General features: G+C 36.0%; 20 protein-coding genes. 10 read left to right on the plus strand and 10 right to left on the minus strand.

Features of this window, described 5'->3' with window-relative positions:
- The first annotated feature begins 436 nt into the window (after positions 1-436).
- The 6 genes from BHE19_RS16270 to BHE19_RS16295 all read left to right on the plus strand — a co-directional run bounded on the left by BHE19_RS16270 (position 437) and on the right by BHE19_RS16295 (position 5921).
- Positions 437-1270 carry a 1,4-dihydroxy-2-naphthoyl-CoA synthase gene (locus BHE19_RS16270; protein ID WP_070908004.1) on the plus strand — a complete coding sequence of 278 codons (834 nt, stop codon included), beginning with the start codon at positions 437-439 and terminating at the stop codon, positions 1268-1270.
- Positions 1271-1362: 92 nt separating this feature from the next.
- Positions 1363-2325 (plus strand): 1,4-dihydroxy-2-naphthoate octaprenyltransferase, encoded by a 963-nt coding sequence (gene menA, locus BHE19_RS16275; RefSeq protein ID WP_070908005.1) that lies wholly within the window; start codon positions 1363-1365, stop codon positions 2323-2325.
- A gap of 30 nt (positions 2326-2355) precedes the next feature.
- A complete protein-coding gene (locus BHE19_RS16280; protein ID WP_070908006.1) occupies positions 2356-3033 on the plus strand; it encodes a metal-dependent hydrolase in 678 nt (225 codons plus the stop codon).
- 5 nt (positions 3034-3038) lie between these two features.
- On the plus strand, positions 3039-3554 hold the full coding sequence (locus BHE19_RS16285) for a DUF2199 domain-containing protein (protein WP_083342570.1): 516 nt from the start codon (positions 3039-3041) through the stop codon (positions 3552-3554).
- Between the two features lie 34 nt (positions 3555-3588).
- Entirely contained in the window at positions 3589-4791 is a 1203-nt protein-coding gene (locus BHE19_RS16290) for a tetratricopeptide repeat protein (protein ID WP_070908007.1), read from the plus strand.
- Between the two features lie 83 nt (positions 4792-4874).
- Entirely contained in the window at positions 4875-5921 is a 1047-nt protein-coding gene (locus BHE19_RS16295) for an o-succinylbenzoate synthase (RefSeq protein WP_070908008.1), read from the plus strand.
- 47 nt (positions 5922-5968) lie between these two features.
- Here BHE19_RS16295 and BHE19_RS16300 read toward each other — a convergent pair whose 3' ends face one another.
- Together BHE19_RS16300 and BHE19_RS16305 are read right to left on the minus strand one after the other, a co-directional pair.
- The gene (locus BHE19_RS16300) at positions 5969-6520 is read right to left on the minus strand and encodes a hypothetical protein (protein WP_026110201.1); all 552 of its coding nucleotides are present in this window, start codon (positions 6518-6520) and stop codon (positions 5969-5971) included.
- A 19-nt stretch (positions 6521-6539) separates the two neighbouring features.
- Complete coding sequence (locus tag BHE19_RS16305; RefSeq protein WP_070908009.1) at positions 6540-7451, minus strand: OmpA family protein; 912 nt, start codon at positions 7449-7451, stop codon at positions 6540-6542.
- A 203-nt stretch (positions 7452-7654) separates the two neighbouring features.
- On the opposite strand from BHE19_RS16305, the gene BHE19_RS16310 reads away from it, so the two are divergent.
- On the plus strand, positions 7655-8128 hold the full coding sequence (locus BHE19_RS16310; RefSeq protein ID WP_070908010.1) for a CYTH domain-containing protein: 474 nt from the start codon (positions 7655-7657) through the stop codon (positions 8126-8128).
- A 4-nt stretch (positions 8129-8132) separates the two neighbouring features.
- On the plus strand, positions 8133-9098 hold the full coding sequence (locus BHE19_RS16315; protein WP_070908011.1) for a YpdA family putative bacillithiol disulfide reductase: 966 nt from the start codon (positions 8133-8135) through the stop codon (positions 9096-9098).
- Positions 9099-9178: 80 nt separating this feature from the next.
- On the opposite strand, the gene BHE19_RS16320 is transcribed toward BHE19_RS16315, so the two are convergent.
- Entirely contained in the window at positions 9179-10747 is a 1569-nt protein-coding gene (locus BHE19_RS16320; protein ID WP_070908012.1) for a protein adenylyltransferase SelO, read from the minus strand.
- Between the two features lie 81 nt (positions 10748-10828).
- On the minus strand, positions 10829-11362 hold the full coding sequence (gene msrA / locus BHE19_RS16325) for a peptide-methionine (S)-S-oxide reductase MsrA (protein WP_070908013.1): 534 nt from the start codon (positions 11360-11362) through the stop codon (positions 10829-10831).
- A gap of 180 nt (positions 11363-11542) precedes the next feature.
- On the opposite strand from msrA, the gene BHE19_RS16330 reads away from it, so the two are divergent.
- Positions 11543-13030, plus strand: coding sequence for an aminotransferase class V-fold PLP-dependent enzyme (locus tag BHE19_RS16330; RefSeq protein WP_070908014.1), 1488 nt, complete (start codon positions 11543-11545; stop codon positions 13028-13030).
- 22 nt (positions 13031-13052) lie between these two features.
- On the opposite strand, the gene BHE19_RS16335 is transcribed toward BHE19_RS16330, so the two are convergent.
- The 5 genes from BHE19_RS16335 to BHE19_RS16355 are packed head-to-tail and all read right to left on the minus strand — an operon-like array spanning position 13053 to position 15951.
- Positions 13053-13532, minus strand: coding sequence for a nuclear transport factor 2 family protein (locus BHE19_RS16335; protein WP_070908015.1), 480 nt, complete (start codon positions 13530-13532; stop codon positions 13053-13055).
- Between the two features lie 51 nt (positions 13533-13583).
- Entirely contained in the window at positions 13584-14111 is a 528-nt protein-coding gene (locus BHE19_RS16340; RefSeq protein ID WP_070908016.1) for a hypothetical protein, read from the minus strand.
- 10 nt (positions 14112-14121) lie between these two features.
- Positions 14122-14598 carry a hypothetical protein gene (locus tag BHE19_RS16345; protein ID WP_070908017.1) on the minus strand — a complete coding sequence of 159 codons (477 nt, stop codon included), beginning with the start codon at positions 14596-14598 and terminating at the stop codon, positions 14122-14124.
- A gap of 2 nt (positions 14599-14600) precedes the next feature.
- Entirely contained in the window at positions 14601-15281 is a 681-nt protein-coding gene (locus tag BHE19_RS16350) for a peptidoglycan DD-metalloendopeptidase family protein (protein WP_070908018.1), read from the minus strand.
- Between the two features lie 4 nt (positions 15282-15285).
- The gene (locus tag BHE19_RS16355) at positions 15286-15951 is read right to left on the minus strand and encodes a spermidine synthase (protein ID WP_070908019.1); all 666 of its coding nucleotides are present in this window, start codon (positions 15949-15951) and stop codon (positions 15286-15288) included.
- Positions 15952-16014: 63 nt separating this feature from the next.
- Between BHE19_RS16355 and BHE19_RS16360 the strand changes: the two genes are divergently transcribed.
- Positions 16015-16566, plus strand: coding sequence for a 1-acyl-sn-glycerol-3-phosphate acyltransferase (locus BHE19_RS16360; RefSeq protein WP_070908020.1), 552 nt, complete (start codon positions 16015-16017; stop codon positions 16564-16566).
- 85 nt (positions 16567-16651) lie between these two features.
- On the opposite strand, the gene BHE19_RS16365 is transcribed toward BHE19_RS16360, so the two are convergent.
- Positions 16652-17113 (minus strand): helix-turn-helix transcriptional regulator, encoded by a 462-nt coding sequence (locus BHE19_RS16365; RefSeq protein ID WP_070908021.1) that lies wholly within the window; start codon positions 17111-17113, stop codon positions 16652-16654.
- Positions 17114-17130 lie beyond the last annotated feature (17 nt).

A 17130-nucleotide genomic window follows, 5' to 3' on the forward strand; every position in this document is an offset into this window, starting at 1 on the left:
TTTTCGTAATCAATCTCATACTAATTCTTAAACAATTCCAGCTTTTAACCTTAGGTGTTACTATCTCCTTTTCGAAGTTTCAACAAATGAATAAATCATTTGCTCATTGATCCACGGCGTATGAATAAAAACCGTAAAATAATGAGCGACAAAATTTTTAAATTTTCTCAAAAAAATCATTTTTTAGGTTAATAAATCAGTGAAAGAAAATCAATCTTCTAGTCAATGAAATAAAATGTATCTCATTGATTTCTAGGTGGTAAAATTAAATATTATTTTTTAAAACTACTGTTAAAATTATTATTATTTGTAAGATTATACCAATTGTTAACATTACAACAGATTTTAGTTGCGACTAAAAACAAATAGCGGTAGGTAAAAATATAAAAATGCTTTATTTTTACACTATCAATTATTAAAAACAAAACAAACAGAAATGGATTGGATTACAGCCAGAGAATTTGAAGATATAACTTATAAAAAATGTAACGGAGTTGCGAGAATTGCTTTTAACAGACCAAACGTTAGAAATGCATTCCGTCCAAAAACAACTTCAGAATTGTACCAGGCTTTTTACGATGCGCAGGAAGATACTTCGATAGGAGTGGTTTTACTGTCTGCAGAAGGACCCTCTACAAAAGACGGAGTGTATTCTTTTTGCAGCGGAGGCGATCAAAACGCACGCGGGCATCAGGGTTATGTGGGGGATGACGGACAACATCGCTTAAACATTCTTGAAGTACAGCGTTTAATCCGTTTCATGCCAAAAGTGGTTATTGCAGTTGTTCCGGGTTGGGCAGTTGGCGGTGGACACAGTCTGCATGTTGTTTGTGATATGACTTTGGCGAGTAAAGAGCATGCCATATTCAAACAAACAGATGCCGACGTAACCAGCTTTGACGGTGGTTACGGATCCGCTTATCTGGCTAAAATGGTCGGGCAGAAAAAAGCGCGTGAAATTTTCTTTTTAGGTAGAAATTATTCTGCTCAGGAAGCTATGGATATGGGTATGGTGAATGCTGTAATTCCACACGATGAGCTTGAAGCTACTGCTTACGAGTGGGCACAGGAAATTCTGCAAAAATCTCCAACTTCTATCAAGATGCTAAAATTTGCTATGAACTTAACAGACGACGGTATGGTAGGTCAGCAGGTTTTTGCCGGAGAAGCAACACGTTTAGCCTACATGACCGAAGAAGCAAAAGAAGGACGTAATGCCTTTTTAGAAAAAAGAAAGCCCAACTTCGGCGAAAATAAATGGTTGCCATAAAAGGCTTAAAATAATAGTTTCAGGTTTCAGGTTTTAAGTTGTGAACGTGAAACCTGAAACCTGAAACAAATAATCTAACAAAATAAAATAGAATGAAACATTGGATTGAAGCCGCTCGTTTGCGTACATTGCCTTTATCAGTTTCCGGAATCATAGTAGGAAGTATTTATGCCTTATCAAATCCAACGGAAACCATTAACACACCAACAGAGGTATTCAGTTGGAAAATTTTTGGTTTTGCACTATTAACGACACTTGGATTGCAGGTTTTGTCCAATTTTGCAAATGATTATGGTGACGGTGTAAAAGGTACGGACAATGCCGACAGAGTTGGTCCACAGCGTGCCATTCAGAGTGGTGTTATTACGCCTCAGGCCATGAAAAAAGCCATTATAATTACTTCATTTTTGACCTTGTTGTCTGCAATTGTACTTATATATTTCGCTTTTGGCGAAAGTAATTTTGGATATTCTATCTTTTTCCTATTACTTGGAATAGCAGCAATTGTTTCGGCAATTCGTTATACCGTTGGAAATTCAGCTTATGGATACAGAGGATTTGGAGATTTGTTTGTTTTTATTTTCTTCGGATTGGTTAGTACTTTGGGAGTAAACTTTTTGTATTCAAAAGAAGTCGATACGCTTTTGATCTTGCCGGCTATTTCAATCGGTTTGTTAAGCGTTGGAGTTTTAAATCTGAACAATATGCGTGATGAAGAATCAGATCGCAAATCAGGAAAAAATACCATTGTAGTTCAGATCGGTGGTGCAAAAGCTAAAATTTATCATTTCACTTTGATTATTACTGCTATGCTTTTAGTAGTTGCTTTTGCCTTTTTGAGTGATTATAACTTCGATCAGTATTTATTTTTATTGGCTTTTATTCCTTTAACTAAGCATTTAATTACCGTTTATAAAAACCAAAACCCAAAGTTGTTAGATCCTGAATTGAAGAAACTGGCACTAAGCACTTTTTTACTTTCAATATTACTGACAGTATGCATGATTTCATTGATTTCAGACATTATTGTAAACCTCTTTTTAGGGGGAAGATAAAACAAAGTTCAATTTTAAAAATGAATTAAAATGAAAATAACATTTTACGGACATGCGTCTTTAGGTATTGAAGTGGGTGGGAAACATATTATTGTAGATCCTTTTATTACAGGAAATCCACAAGCAGCAGGAGTTGATATCAACAGCTTAGAAGCAGATTATATTTTGCTTACTCATGCGCATGGCGATCATATTCTGGATGTTGAAGCTATTGCCAATCGTACCAAAGCGGTGATCGTTTCAAATGCGGAAATTGCAGGTTATTATGCTAAATTAGGTTTCAGCTCACACCCGATGAATCACGGTGGAAGCTGGCAATTTGATTTTGGAAAAGTAAAATATGTCAATGCGATTCATTCAAGCTCTTTCCCTGACGGAAGTTATGGCGGAAATCCGGGTGGGTTTGTAATTGAGGGCGAACATAAAAATATTTACATTGCCGGCGATACTGCACTGACAATGGATATGAAACTAATTCCAATGAGGACCAAACTGGATCTGGCCATTCTTCCAATCGGAAATAATTTTACAATGGATGTTGAAGATGCCATCATAGCTTCAGATTTTGTAGAATGCGATAAGATCCTTGGATATCATTTTGATACATTTGGTTACATTAAAATCGATCATGAAGACGCCATTCGCAAGTTCTTTGACAAAGGAAAAGACTTGATGCTTTTGGAAATTGGCGAATCAATTGAACTGTAATTAAAATGTCAGATATTAAATTTATTTGTGAATGCTGTGGCGAAGAGCATGAAAGCTGGCCAGCAATTGCTTACAGTTCGCCTTCTGCTTACAACAAGCTTTCAGAACAGGAAAAAGAAGAAATTGCAGTTATTGACCAGGATTTTTGTGTCATTAAACATGAAGATCATATCAATCGCTTTATCAGAGCAGTTTGGGTTCAGCAAGTAAACGACCATTGCGAAGATTTAGAGTATGGCTTTTGGGTTTCGCTGAGTGAAAAAAGTTTTGAAGATTATCTGGAAAATGGCGAAGATGAAAATCACGAAGCACAGTATTTCGGATGGCTTTCCAATTACATTCCGGATTACGAATTTTCGAGCAGTATTCCGACAACAGTAGTGACCAAACCCGGTAATGAAAGGCCTGAAATTTTTCCGCACCAGGATTTCAATCATCCTTTTGTGAAAGATTTTTATAACGGCATTACAAAAGCTGAAGCGGAGAAAAGAATTTACAGAACATTAAATAATAAGGCCTGAATTTTGTAAGTGATCTTAAAATAAAATTTCTACAATGATTTTAAAAAAAATTGCCCTGCTTCTTTTAATTACAACTTCGTGCAGCATTTTTGCGCAAAAAGACGGTTATTGGGATAAAGAACGTGCTACTACAAAAGAAATTATAGTTTCTGCCCGTGACCGAATTATTCTTAAAACAGAAGATTTACCGATAGGAACAACAGAAATTGTATACCGAATTACACTTTTAGATGAAAACCAGGAAATGGCAAACAGTCTGGTCTCCGTTTTAAAATCAATTCCGGATCCAACCGGAATCAGTCAGGGATCAGCCGGAGCAGTTTTTCTGATGTCTAAAATTTCAGGAGATGATACCTGTACGTATGCTTTATTTACCTCCAATGAGACGGCAAAAAAGTATATCACAGATGGCAAAACAGATAAAGCCTGTTACGATCAGAAAGATCCCTTAAGCAAAGATGCTAAACGATTGTCACTGGATAAATCGTCCTGCCTGGGGCAGAATGTAAGTACACTTTGGTTTGGTTTTCACAGCAAAAACTGGCTTCTAAATCAAAAAATAGTTCTGGAAGTAGTTCCGTGGGTAGACACAAAACTGAATCGCGGATGGAATCAGGACAATAAAAATGAAATTATAAGTCTTTGTAAAACCTCCACAATGGCTCAGAAAATGGCGAATTCTGATGATTTTTGTGTTTGTATACTTGATAAAATCATGAAACAGTACCGTTATACAGAATTTCAAAAGTTACTGCCAATTGAAAAGACTAAAGCTTATAAGGATTTTGGAAATAGCTGTTATAAAGATGCTGATATTTCTAAAAATGTTTACAACGACCTGAGAGCACAGGCTGCTGCTTTAGTCAGACTTCAAAAATACAACGAAGCGATTCCGAAACTGAATACCATCATTAACGACGGAAAAGCAACGGCTTTAGATTACAGTTCGATAGGATATTGCTATATTTTGACTAAACAATACGGTAAAGCCATTAAATTTTTGAAAGAAGGTGAAAAATTGGACGATACAGAGTTGCTTGTCAAATTAAATCTGGCGCACGTTTATCTGATTAGTGATGATTATAGCGAAGCGAAAGCCATTTATAAAAAGTACCAGTCGCAAAACGTAACAGACAGTTTAAGCTGGATAGAGAAAACAAAACAGGATTTCGTAATTTTTCAAAAAGCAGGATTACCTTCAAAAGATTTTGAAAAAATATTGAAACTGTACAATTAAAAAAACATAAAATCAATAATAAGCCTGTTTAATGGTATGATACCTATTTATTCAGGCTTATTTTTTTACCATCTGTTTATTATATGAAAGCAACCTTCCATAAATACATGCTTGATTTTAAAAGGCCTTCCGGGACTTCCAGAGGGGTTATGACCGAGAAGGAAACCTGGTTTATTGTTCTGGAAGAGAACGGGAAAAAAGGAATAGGAGAGTGTGGAATACTTCGTGGTTTGAGTGCGGATGATCGCGAAGATTATGAAGAAAAACTGCAATGGACGTGTGATAATATTCATTTAGGAGAAAAGGCGCTTTGGGATGCTTTGTTAGAATTTCCATCGATACAATTTGGTGTTGAAATGGCATTTTTATCTCTTAGAAGTGAAGATCCGTTTGTTTTGTTTCCTTCTCATTTTACCAATAATTCAGCATCAATTGTGATAAACGGTCTGGTCTGGATGGGGGAAGCTTCCTTTATGAAAGAACAAATAGAAGAGAAATTAGCCACCGGTTTTAATTGTATAAAATTGAAAATAGGGGCGATCAATTTCGAAAAGGAACTGGAGTTATTGGCTTTTATTCGCAGTCATTTTTCAGCAGAGCAAATTGAAATCAGGGTGGATGCTAATGGCGCTTTTGATTTAAATGAAGCATTAGGTAAACTGAATCAATTGAATAAATATCAGCTGCATAGCATTGAACAGCCAATAAAGAAAGGAAACATTTCCGCCATGGCCGATTTGTGTAAAACTACACCCTTTCCTATCGCTCTTGATGAAGAATTGATTGGTATTTTCTCGTTGGAAGAAAAGGAGGCTTTGCTACAAAAAATACAACCAAAATATATTATTCTAAAACCTAGTTTTGTTGGTGGCTTCAAAGGCACAAAAGAATGGATAGATTTGGCCGATAAGTATCAAATAGGATGGTGGATTACTTCGGCATTGGAAAGTAATATAGGCCTTAATGCGATCGCACAATGGACATTTTTGCAAAACTCAAAAATGCCTCAGGGTCTTGGAACCGGAGCGCTTTACACGAATAATTTTGATTGTCCGCTTGAAGTTGTGGAGGGACAGTTATGGTACAGTAAAACAAAAGACTGGGATTTCGATTTTCTCAGCAGCTTATAAAAAAAACTGGCTTTAAGCCAGTTTTTATGGTTATATTGATTTCGGTTTTATTCTTTTCCGCCTTTTAGACTGTCCTGCCAGTCTTTTAATTCCTGCCATTTGCCCTGGTAGGCGAGTAATGCCTGTCTGGCCCAGGTGCTTGGATTATGAATAGCATAATTTTCACCTCCGCCATCCAGAATGGATTGTAATTTTTCGATTGAAGCTTCTGACAGTTCGTGCCATGTTTTAATTCCTGCAGCGTTAAATAACGCTTCGATTTTTGGCCCGATACCTTCGACTATTTTTAAATCATTTTCTTTAATTTTTTTACCGTAAGCGGTTGCCGCCAATGCACCGTCAAAAGGTATTGCAGGTATTGTTGCTGCTGCGAAAGATTGTGGAGCGTTGTTGACTTTAGCTTTTGCAGCCAGTTCAGCTTCCAGAGAAGAAATTTTAGCATTCAGGTTTCGCGTATTGGCTTTGCAGGCATCCAAATCGGACTGTAGTGACAAAGCCAGTGAATCGTCACCTTTAGAATTCATTTTTCCCAGTAAGTAACCCAAAATTCCACAGATTAATCCCACTAGAGCCGGTATTAAGATACAAGGTATATTCATGATCGTATATTTTGATTGATTATTTAATTGTTATCACTGTTCTTCTGTTGTTTGCCCTGCCTTCGGCGGTGGTGTTTTCACCAATAGGTTCGTCAGGACCTTTTGATTCTGCTGTTATCCGACTTCCGTCAACACCATTTTTCGACAAATAATTTTTAGTAAACTCGGCCCGTTTTTGACCAAGAGCCACATTAGAATCACGATTTCCAACATTATCACTATGTCCAACAGCTACAATTACAGCTTCTTTAACGTGCTCCATATATTTTACCAGATCAGCCACTTTTTCTTTTTCTGGAGCTGTTAACTTATCACTGGCTTTATTGGTGTTGAAATGTAAAACGAGCGGATCGCCATTGATTTTCTCTTTTAAAATAACCCATTCGTCAGTTACAGCCGGAGCAGCTTCCGGAGCTTCAAAAGCATATTTGACAGGTCCAAACAGTGTATCTTTTTTCGTTTGCCATTTATCGATCACTTCACCTTTTGTGGTTAACTGCGTATCAGGTAAACCTTGCGAGACAAAATACTTTTTAATGTCATTAGCTCGTGCCAGACCCAGATTTTCAAAGGTTGTTGTATTGGTTTCATCTGAAGTTGCATAACCAGTTATGGTAATTTTTTGCTTTGGATTAGCGATCAGGAATGTTTTAAGATTTTGAATTCCAATCGATACCGAATCACCCACAGGCAAAAGTGCTGTAGGACTGCTTTTAAGGAACTTGATATTATCATTGGTATGATAATCAATTCCGGAACCATTTAGAATAAAAGGGACAGTAGTTTCGTCCGGAGCCACTACTTTTGATACTTTTTCGGTATCAACCGCAGGTGTTTTCATAGTGCAATTGCAGCAAAATTTCAAATACAAAAAGGTACCTAAAATAATGGTTATTACAATGCCTAACAGATAAAGTGCTTTTTTAGACATAGGTGATGAAGTTAAGATTCTATCAAATTTAACAAAAAAATAAATACATAACCTATTAAAAATCAGTTATTTTAAAGTTATTATTCTTATTGTGAGCGTATTACAAAAGTGAAATTTAAAGTCTAGAAATGATTCTTGTAATTTCAATTCTTAGGCCAAATTAATTTGAGTAACTTGCATAAAAATTAAATTCAGACATCAAAATGGTCGAAATAGAAAGAAAGTTTCTGGTAAAATCAGCTGATTTTAAAGAACAAGCTTTTACGCACAATAAAATTGCCCAAGGCTATTTAAGTGCAGTTCCGGAAAGAACAGTTCGTGTGCGCATTAAAGGCGAAAGAGGTTTTATTACCATAAAAGGAGTCAGTCAGCAGGGCGGAATGTCCCGCTTTGAATGGGAGAATGAAATTCCGCTTGATGAGGCATTGGAATTGCTTAAGTTATGTGAGAAAGGAAAAATCGAGAAAACGCGTTACGAAATAAAATTAGGGAAACATATTTTTGAAGTAGATGAATTTTACGGAGAAAATGAAGGACTGGTGATGGCAGAAGTAGAGTTGGAATCGGAAACAGAAATTTTCGAGAAGCCAGATTGGTTAGGGGATGAGGTAACAAACGATCCAAGATATTATAACGCTTATTTGAGTAAGAACCCTTTTAAAGAGTGGGAGAAGTAAAAACATGAATACATATGATTTAATTATTGTAGGAGGCGGGCCAATTGGTCTGGCTTGTGCAATTGAAGCCCAAAAGAAAGGTTTGCGTTATTTGATAATTGAAAAAGGCGCTATAGTCAATAGTATTTTCAATTATCCTTTGTATATGACTTTTTTCTCCACTGCGGAAAGACTTGAAATAGGAGAAATACCGTTCAGTTGTCTGGCACCAAAGCCTGGACGTCAGGAAGCATTGGAATATTATCGCAATATTCATCGGTATTTTAATTTTTCCATTCATTTGTTTGAAAGAGTGCTTCAGGTAGAAAAAATCGCAAATTCCACTTTTAAAATTACAACTGATAAAGCACTTTATGAAGCTGTGAATGTGATCATTGCAACCGGTTTTTATGATATTCCGATTGAAATGGAAGTAAAAGGAGAAGAATTGCCTAAAGTCCGTCATTATTATAAAGAAGCCCATGAGTATGCTTTCAGGAATGTTTTGGTGGTAGGAGCAAACAATTCCTCAGTAGATGCGGCTTTGGAATGCTGGAGAAAAGGAGCTAATGTAACCATGGTTATTCGGAAAAAGGAAATCAATAGTCGGGTGAAATATTGGGCAAAACCGGATATTGAAAATCGAATTGCGGAAGGCAGTATCAAAGCTTATTTCGAATCAAATATTACTGAAATCAGGGAAAATGAAGTAGAAATAGAAACTCCTACAGGGAAAATTACGATTGAAAATGATTTTGTACTGGCCCTAACCGGATACAAACCCGATTTGGCTTTTCTGGAAAATATGGGAATACAATTATCTGAAGATGAATTAAAAACACCAACATACAACCCCGAAACTATGGAAACCAATGTGGAAGGTTTATTCTTAGCGGGTGTAATTTGCGGAGGAATGCATACGCACAAATGGTTTATCGAAAATTCTCGTGTGCATGCGAACATGATTGTAGATTATATTACTTCGAAATAAGTTTATAACCACGAATTCACGAATTAAAACCTTTTTAATTTCCTCAAAAAATTAAAATTCGTGAATTCGTGGCTAAAAAATTAAGAACTGCAAGAAAGCATAGAACATCCAACTTTTGAGCGGGCCCAGTCCGGACGTTTGGCAAACCATTTTTGAAATTCAGGCTGTTCGTCATATGGTTTTTGCAGAAGTTGATACAATTCATCAATTAAAGAATAATCCTCCTGATCTGCGGCATCAATAGCCAATTGCGCCATATAATTTCGAAGTACGTACTTTGGATTTATAGTGTTCATTTTCTCAGAACGCTCTTTATCAGAAAGCACTTCCGTATGAAGTCTTTCGAGATAAAGAGTAAACCATTTCTGCCATGATTCTAAAATTGTACCCGAAATTTGTTCAGGAATATAAAACGAATCCTGAATTCTTTCGATTGCTTTTTCAGGAGAATCTGATTTTTGTACGCTGCTTAAGTTTCGGAAAAAGATCGTCATGTCTGTTTCAGATAGTTGTAAAACAGTTTCCAAACCGTCAATTAACGTATTATCAGTTTCGGTTGAAATAAATAAGCCCAATTTGCTTAAAAACATATTCTTATAATCAGATTCAAAATCAATCATAAAAGACTCCAGAATTTTTTCTAAAGGTTCTGCTTCATTGATTAACGGGTAAAGGGCATTGGCTAATTGGTACAAATTCCATTGCGCAATCTGCGGTTGATTTCCAAAACGATATCTTCGGTATTGACTGTCGGTGGTGTTTGGAGTCCAGTTTGGATCGTAATTTTCCAGCCAGCCATAAGGACCATAATCAATCGTAATTCCGTGAATTGACATGTTGTCGGTATTCATTACTCCGTGTACAAAGCCCACACGCTGCCAATGCAAAATCATTTCGCGGGTTTTATCGGCTACTGTTTTGAAAAATTGAAGGTATTGCTCTTTAGGCTCTCCTTTTATTTCCGGGAAGTAGTATTTAATATTGTATTCCACAAACTGTTTTAAGTTTTGAAGCTCATTTCGGGCGGTCAGCATTTCAAAACTTCCAAAACGAATAAAGGAAGGAGCTACGCGACAAACAATTGCACCTTTTTCATAAGCAGCATTCCCATTGTATAACATATCACGTAAAACTTGATCTCCGGACAGCATAAGGGATAAGGATCGGGTAGTGGGAACTCCTAAATGATGCATGGCTTCGGCACATAAATACTCTCTTACGGACGAACGTAAAACAGCCAGGCCGTCAGCAGTTCGGGAGTACGGAGTTCTTCCGGCACCTTTTAATTGAAGCATAAAAAATGCATCGTTATGCGTCACTTCAGTTAAATTAATGGCACGGCCGTCACCCAATTGCCCTGCCCAGTTTCCAAACTGATGTCCCGCATAACACATAGCAAACGGACGAGTTTCAGGTAATATTTCTTTCCCTGAAAAAACATTCAAAAAGGATTCGGACTTAATTTCATCAAGCGAAATTCCAACTGATTCCGCTACTTCTTGTGAAGCATGAATCAGTTTAGGATTGGATGGTTTTGTTGGATTTACATAGGAGAAAAGTGCATTAGAAACCTGACGAACCTCGTTGGTTTCATTTGAGTCTGCGGGCAGCTCAGCAGTAAATCGGTTGTTTATTTTTAAATTTTTCATTAGAATAATCTTTCTCTGATTTCAGATTAAAACGAGTTCTGTTTGTATTGTGTTATTTTAAAGTATGATAAAAATGTCTGCTTAATCCATTAATCGGTCGGCGTACATTTTTTTTAATTTATGAACTTTAGGATCAATTACGATCTGGCAGTAACGTGCATCCTGATTGTTGTTGTAGTAATTTTGATGGTCTGTTTCAGCTTCATAAAAAACTTCAAAAGGAACAAGCTGCGTTACAATCGGGTCTTCATAAAAAGCTTTTACTTCTTCAAAAACCTTTTCGGTAATCGCTTTCTGTTCTTCATTATGAAATAAAACAATCGAGCGGTATTGTGTCCCGCTGTCTGCACCCTGACGGTTCAGGGTGGTAGGATCATGACTTGTCATAAATATGAAAATCAGGTCATGGTATGAAATTATGTCAGGATTAAAAACAACTTGTATGACTTCTGCATGGCCGGTTCTTCCGGTACACACTTCACGGTAGGGTGGATTTTTAATAAAACCTCCTGAATATCCTGATTTTAAGGATTCGACTCCCTTTAAACGCTGAATTACAGCTTCAATACACCAAAAACATCCTCCACCAAAAGTGGCAACTGATAAATTCCCCATAGATAGTATTGTTCAAGTTTTAATGTCCTATTAATCCGATAGAATATTGTGATAAATTATAAGTAAAAAGACAGTTAAAATAAAGATATTAAATAGTTTTTTGACGTTTGAAGTTTATAATTGATAAATTCGCAATTCTATAAAAAAGCAATATATTTGCAATTAAACTCAGGCACACTAATGAACAGCAAAAATAGTACCATCACTTTAGAAACCTATTTCCAGGATTTTAGAAAGAATATTGTAGGAATTAATCAGGAGTTTTCTTCTCCGTTTGGCAAAAAGCAGATTATTTATACCGATTGGACTGCCAGCGGAAGGTTATATCGACCTATTGAAGAGAAAATTCTTAATGAATTCGGGCCTTTTGTAGCCAATACACATACAGAGACTACAGTGTCAGGTACTGCCATGACAAAAGCTTATCATCATGCCAGATCGATCATTAAGCGTCATACTAATGCGAGCAATGATGATGTTTTAATTACAGATGGAACCGGAATGACGGGTGTTGTCAATAAATTTCAGCGTATTCTGGGGTTGAAAATCCCTGAGAACCTAAAAGATTGCACTGTTGTTCCTGCTGAAAAGCGCCCTGTTGTTTTTATTTCTCATATGGAGCATCATTCCAATCAAACTTCGTGGCTGGAAACCATTGCAGATGTTGAAATTATTCCATCTTGTGAAAAAGGGCTTTTTTGTCTGGATAATTTAAAGCAACTGTTAGAGAAATACAGTGAAAGAACTATTAAAATTGCTTCTATTACCTCCTGTTCGAATGTTACAGGTTTAAAAACACCGTTTCATGAAGCCGCAAAATTGATGCACAAGCACAATGGTGTTTGTTTTGTTGATTTTGCCTGTTCAGGACCTTATGTCGAAATCGATATGCATCCCCAAGATCCGGAAGCATACCTGGATGCAATTTTCTTTTCTCCGCACAAATTTTTAGGAGGTCCCGGAACTTCAGGGGTTTTAATTTTTAATAAAAAGTTATACAACAATATGATTCCCGATTGTCCTGGCGGAGGTACGGTAAGCTGGACCAATCCATGGGGCGAACATAAATATATCGACAACATTGAGGATCGTGAAGATGGTGGTACTCCAGGTTTTCTTCAGGTAATTAAAACGGCGCTGGCAATTGAGCTGAAAGAAGAAATGGGAATCGAGAATATTCTACAACGTGAACATGAAATTGTAGAGTATGTTTTTAATGAATTGGATACCGTTTCCAACATTAAAATTCTGGCAGGCCAACATAAGAACCGTTTAGGGGTTGTTTCGTTTTTTATTGAAAACCTTCATTTCAATTTAGGAGTAAAACTACTGAATGACAGATTCGGAATTCAAACCAGAGGAGGATGCAGTTGTGCGGGAACGTACGGGCATTTTCTGTTGCACGTAGATCAGGAAACATCTAATAAACTGGTGAATGAAATTACGATTGGAGATTTAATTAAAAAACCGGGATGGATCAGAATGTCAATTCATCCAACTACTACCGATAAAGAAATTGCTTTTGTTTGTGAAAGCATTAAAGATTTAGCGAAAAATCATGAGGAGTGGGCTTTGGACTATTCTTATAATAAAGATACAAATGAATTTGTTCACAAGAACGCCGGTTCGTTTGAAGACGATTTAGTGGCCGGATGGTTCAAATCGTAAAAATAAATCAATCAGACAGGTTTTAAGAACCTGTCTGGTTTGCCTGAAATTTTTTTAAGGACAAGAGTGCCTGTTCTTGAATTTTTCCTTGAAAAAATCCTGTCCAGCCCATTAAATATCCGGTAAAACCGAAAGCCTGTTTCGACCATTTCCAAACATCGAAACTATCTGTGTGTTTGATAATCAGACCATCCTGAAAAGCAAATTCAGCAGAAATACGATTGATTACCTTTCTGTTGGTTTTGCTAAAATTATAAGTCGCAACCCATTTAGCACTACCCGAAGAATCATCGGCTTTAATATCTGAAAATTCGATTTTAATGTTGCCTTTACTTTTCAAAATCAACATTTCCCACATTTTAGAAACCTGCTCTTCTTTTAGTAAACCAAAGGCCGGGTCGATAAAATGAATTTTTGGATGGTAACATTCGCTCATTGTTTTAGCATCGGCATTGGCAAAAGCAGTATAGAATTTTGTAATTAAAGCTTCATTCGAATTCATAAAAATTTGTTTAGATTATAAATATAGAATTTATTGTACTAAAAAAAGTACTTACAGCACACTAATTGCGGCTGCAGTGTCAAAAGTTTTTTTAGATTTATCGAATGCTGTCGAAAAGTAGGTCATTCTGTTTAAAGCGGTAAAGTAACCGGTTTGGTCACCAAAAGCGGCTGTATTGTTCCCTTTAATGATAAATCGGATGGCTTTAATGTCTGTTTTCTTTAGTTTTACCATTTCGGCAGGGGTGAAATAGTAATAAGTAGTAGTCTTTCCGTCAAGGGTTTCTTTGATGTTTTTGTCCACACAGGCAATTACATCTCCGTTAACAAGGTCAACATATACACCTCCTGAGATTTGAGTTTTATCATTAGAAATTCCTATTGATAGTTTTAAAGCCCCTCCTTTATCTGTTTTCGCAATCTGAACTTCCGTTTCGCCGGTAAACACATATTTTTCACAAATAAAAGTATAACTGGTTGTTGCCGGAAATGGTTTAGAGCCTTTTATACTTACGGTTTGCTGTGCATTTATGAAACCGGAAATTAACAATACTATTAAAAGAGGCAGTTTTAAATTCATAGGTTTTACTTTATTGTTCTGTTACTTTTGAGTCAAATTTTTCGTCCCAATCCATTGATTTTATAGCTGAGATCAGATTGTCTTCATTTACAAAAATGCGCAATTCTTTATTGGCTACTTTTTTGGTGTACAGCGCATGATATCGATAAATAACCTCTTGCTTTGTTCTGTAAACACCGTCAAGTTTTAAATCGATGAAACTTCCATAGTATTGCCTGAACCTTTGACAGGTTTTGGTCAGACGTTCTTCGGTCGTATTCTCCATTACCGATTTGGTGACTTCAGTCTCGTTAAAAGGTTTGAATTTTGAGGAATTGCAGGTTTCCAGTACCCTTTTTCCTAATTCATACGCTTTTTTCTGCTGATTGGAATTTATTTCGGCAGCAGTGACTTTCTTGATCTTTAAATCTTCAGTATCTCTGTGGATTGTTTTCGATTTACATCCCAATAACAACAACAAACATATAATCAATCCTGCTTTCTTCATAACTATTTAAGTAATTTTAATAATAAGTTGGGGTCAGGGCAATTTTCAATGTAAAAGTTCAAATCGTTGGTATTACAGACTCCCGGATAATCACCGGAGTAGTTTTCGATGTTTCGAATAATTTGAAAGTGTACGTGTGGAGGATAGTCTCCGTTAACGGACGAACTTCCCAAGGTTCCAATCTTTTGACCTTTACTAAAAAATGTCCCAACACTGAGGTTCTCTATACTTTCTAACGATAAATGTCCGTATAAAGTATAAAATTTCTCATTTTCTATCCGATGCTCTAGAATGATGGTCGGACCATAATCACCCAGACCTATATTGTTTTTAAAGCTGTGCACTTTTCCATCAAGTGGCGCCAGAACTGCTGTATCTGCTTTTGTCCATAAGTCCAGTCCTATATGGATGTTGCGTTCCGGAATAGAATTATTTTTAAAAATTGTACTGCGCTGATAAAGAGTTCTTCCTTCAATATAACCGCCAAAAGCTACTTCGGCATCGTTTTTTTCTAAGTAGTCTGAAATAAAATCTTCAAATTCCTGGGTGCAGGTAGGTTTAAAATCAGCGAGTTCCTGATTGGTTACGGATAAATCTAAAGGGATGTATTTTGAAATATCAATGGTGGAATCTATTATTTTAGTGGGAGGTAAGGCTTTTAAAATAGAGGCAAGAGGTTTCATAAATTTAAACTACTTTTTCGATAATTATTAATTCATTGTGAGCTTCAACTCGTGGGAGCATTTTTGAAGCAAACAGTTTGGGGTCAATTTCAGAAATGTATTTTTGGTTTCGAACATTATGCGCTTCATCTAAAATCATGGTATTAAATAAAACAAATCCGTGATTTTGCAATAAGGAACAGATACGTTCGCTAAAAAAACGTTCGAATAAAAAATTAGGCATTTTGATATCTTCAAAAATATCAATAATAATTAAATTATATTTATTTTTTGTTTTTAAAACAAACTCAAATGCGTCATCAATTACCACTTCCAGTTGTTTGATTTCATTCAGATTAAAATACTCATTGGCTATTTTAATCATTTCGGGGTCAATTTCTACTCCGGTAATTCTACCTTTATATTGAATTTCGTCCACCAAAGTTTTAACGACGCTTCCTCCGGCAACTCCCAATAATAAAATATGATCCATTTTAAGAATGGCATCGTATCCAATATTTCGAAGACCATATCTTAAGATACGTTGCAGGCTTCCATAAGAGTAATTTGTATTTTCAGAATCAAGGACCAGTTCGCCATTGGCCCAGGTAACTTCGATAATTTTGCTTCTTTGTGATTTTTTTTTGAATATTTTTATAGGAACAATATAACTGAACAATTTTTGGATCATTTTAAATGCTTTTACTCAAAAATACCACTTTAAATCTTTTATTTTGCAGTAAAAAAGTAATTAATGAAAAAGCGATTGTACAAATTCATTTTTTTTAAGCTAATGGGCTGGAAAATAGTAGGGATTGAAAATGCTGAAGTGAAAAAATGTGTGATGATGGTAATGCCGCATACAAGCAATCATGATTTTTATTTAGGAATTTTTACTCGTGGAATTTCTGGTTTGGAGATGAATTGGGTAGGAAAGAAAGAATTATTCCGCTTTCCGTTTGGATATTATTTCAGAAATGTGGGAGGAGAGCCGATTGATCGCACCGGTGGATTGAATAAAGTAGAATCAATTGCTGCGATTTTTGACCGTAAAGAGGTTTTTCGCCTGGCTGTAGCTCCCGAAGGAACTCGTAAAGGTGTTAAAGAATTAAAAAGTGGTTTTTACTATATTGCCCTTAAGGCAAATGTGCCCATTATTCCTGTCGCTTTTGACTGGGGGAAAAAAGAAGTTAATTTAGGAAAGCCATTTCTTCCAACGGGAGATTATGATTGTGATTTGAGTGTATTGAAAAAACACTATAACGGAGTTTTGGGTAAAATTCCTGAAAACGGATTTTGGAGTTGATTTTTTTTACTGTAGATCCCATCACGTGAGAATCGCTTAAATGAAAAATAATTTTAAAGTTTTTCAAATACTCAAAAAAATCAAACTAGGGAACGTAAGTCTTGAAAGTTCCGTTTTTATAAAATACAACTATCTTTTCAATTTCATTTTCTGCCGCATTCAAATTTTGATTTTTAATTTCTGCAGAGGATACATTTTTCGTTTTTGTATTTTCTGATAAAGAATTTCCTGAAGCAGAATTTTCGTCCGATGGAATAGGGGAAAAAGATTTTGCAAATTCAGACACCGATTCATTTTTTTTCAGATCGGCACTGTCTTCTGTTTTTGGAAAATTTCCTGTACCATTTAAAATCCAGTATAAATCAATTTCAGGAAAAACCTCCAAAATCTTGAGTACAAAATCTAAGCTGGGTTTGTTTCTGCCGGAAAGGAGGTGAGACATACTGGAACGCTGAACTCCGATTCGATCTGCGAAAGAAGAAGCATTTAAGGTGTAATAATCTAGTATAATTTCAAGCCGTTTTACAAAATCGTCGATGTTTACCATTGTAAATTACTGTTTAG

It is taken from the genome of Flavobacterium tructae (assembly GCF_001853485.1).
GTDB lineage: Bacteria > Bacteroidota > Bacteroidia > Flavobacteriales > Flavobacteriaceae > Flavobacterium > Flavobacterium tructae.